At 36.6% G+C, this 560-nt stretch carries 1 protein-coding gene; it reads left to right on the top strand.

Translation table 11 applies throughout. The features are described 5' to 3' along the window. Positions 1 to 560 (top strand): phosphatidylserine decarboxylase (locus MTBBW1_RS27395; protein ID WP_186441767.1); only part of this gene is annotated, 560 nt, incomplete at both ends.

Below are 560 nucleotides of genomic sequence, written 5' to 3' on the forward strand. Positions count from 1 at the left end.
GTAATGGTAATGATATTTTTACTTCTATGGCAGATAGCAAAACCATTGTATTTCAATCCATTACAGAAGCCACACAGATTTGGATCAAGAATCAAGCGTTTACCTTAGCTGATACTGGCGTACCAGAACCTTACTTAGCTAAGTTAAAAGGTGGTAGTGTAGTCATTCATCGCTTAAGCCCAAATGATTTCCATAGATTTTGGTTTCCTACCAGTGGCACCATCGTTTATTATAAAGAAATCCATGAGCAGCCCTCACACAGTGTCCAACCTGTTGTCGTTCAAAACCCATCGTTTAACATTTTTAACACAAATAAACGGATATTAATTGTTATGGAGAGCCCGTTCTTTGGAACCCTATTAATAATGCCTGTAGGTGCTGTCCAAGTTGATACAATTATAATCAATAAACAATCTGGTGACATAAACAAAGGCGAAGAAACTGGCTATTTTCAATATGGAGGCTCAACTGTAGCCGTCTTTTTTGAACCCAATCGAATAATTTTTGATGACGATCTTATTCATTATTCCAATCAAAGGATAGAAGTATACACCAACTAT

Origin of the sequence: Desulfamplus magnetovallimortis (genome assembly GCF_900170035.1) — a bacterium.
Taxonomy (GTDB): domain Bacteria; phylum Desulfobacterota; class Desulfobacteria; order Desulfobacterales; family Desulfobacteraceae; genus Desulfamplus; species Desulfamplus magnetovallimortis.